At 49.6% G+C, this 885-nt stretch carries 1 protein-coding gene; it reads right to left on the reverse strand.

Going from position 1 to position 885, the window contains the following annotated elements:
- Positions 1-281 precede the first annotated feature (281 nt).
- On the reverse strand, positions 282-785 hold the full coding sequence (locus tag N0B15_RS15420; protein WP_263020611.1) for a nucleotidyltransferase-like protein: 504 nt from the start codon (positions 783-785) through the stop codon (positions 282-284).
- Positions 786-885: the final 100 nt, after the last annotated feature.

The following is an 885-nucleotide window of genomic DNA, read 5'->3' on the forward strand; positions in this document are numbered from 1 at the left end:
ACTGATCGACGACGCACAGAAGATCCACCAGCAACGGCCAGTGTTACAAGAGACGCTCGCTACCGCTACGCAACCGAGGTGTGAGTCTTAGCTAAAGACGAATAGCTAAAGACGAATACCACTCCCACTTCCAGAGATATCTCGTGAAACTGAAGTAGAGTGCAGATGAGACAACGCCCATCGAAAGTCCGAGTACAGGACCAAAAACGCTGATTCCTCCAAGGTAAATCACTGCCGTAGCGATACCGATTGCGATGTATCGCTGATGGCGATTCGGTTGGTCAGTGGAAAAGTTGTGCATTCTTTCGTTTGCTGTACCAGTCTTCCCACATTTCTTGGAGACGGATTATGAGTTCGTCTGCTTCGTTAGTACTCCACTGCGTGTTGCTATCGCCAAATAGAGATTCCATTTCAGAAACTTGATCAAAGCTTGAGAAGTCCGCGTCTTCTAGGTGGGTGAGGATTTCGTCGAACCGATCTGATCGACTAGTTCGCTTTAGGATACCCTCTGGAACGTTGTAGATGAGACACTCGATCCCATACGAGTGCGCATCAATCGTCCAGAGAGTATCGAAATGGTTGTTGTAGTAATAGCGTGCGTTCTTGAATATACGGACGGTCTCCTTGTAGTTCGAGTGCATTTCCCGTCCGTTCTCGCGGTGGATCTTAGGGAAGTTGATTACACGATCGTTGCCGTTCTGCGGCATGAAGTGCATTCCCTTGTCGATTTCCGCGTCCTCATCGCCGCCTTCGGGATACGTTCGGTAGACACGGTATTCACCCATCCGTTCTAGTTTAGCGCAGCGACACATCCAGAGACCCCGAGCTAGAATCGTCAGTAACTAGGAATGTGAGAATCCGGTGGAGAGTGTGTACAACCCACCG

The organism is Natronobiforma cellulositropha, from assembly GCF_025629245.1.
Classification (GTDB): domain Archaea; phylum Halobacteriota; class Halobacteria; order Halobacteriales; family Natrialbaceae; genus Natronobiforma; species Natronobiforma cellulositropha.

What these genes read in the sequence shown, in the direction of transcription:
- N0B15_RS15420 (WP_263020611.1), bottom strand. Translation starts at nt 785, where the DNA reads ATGGGTGAATACCGTGTCTACCGAACGTATCCCGAAGGCGGCGATGAG.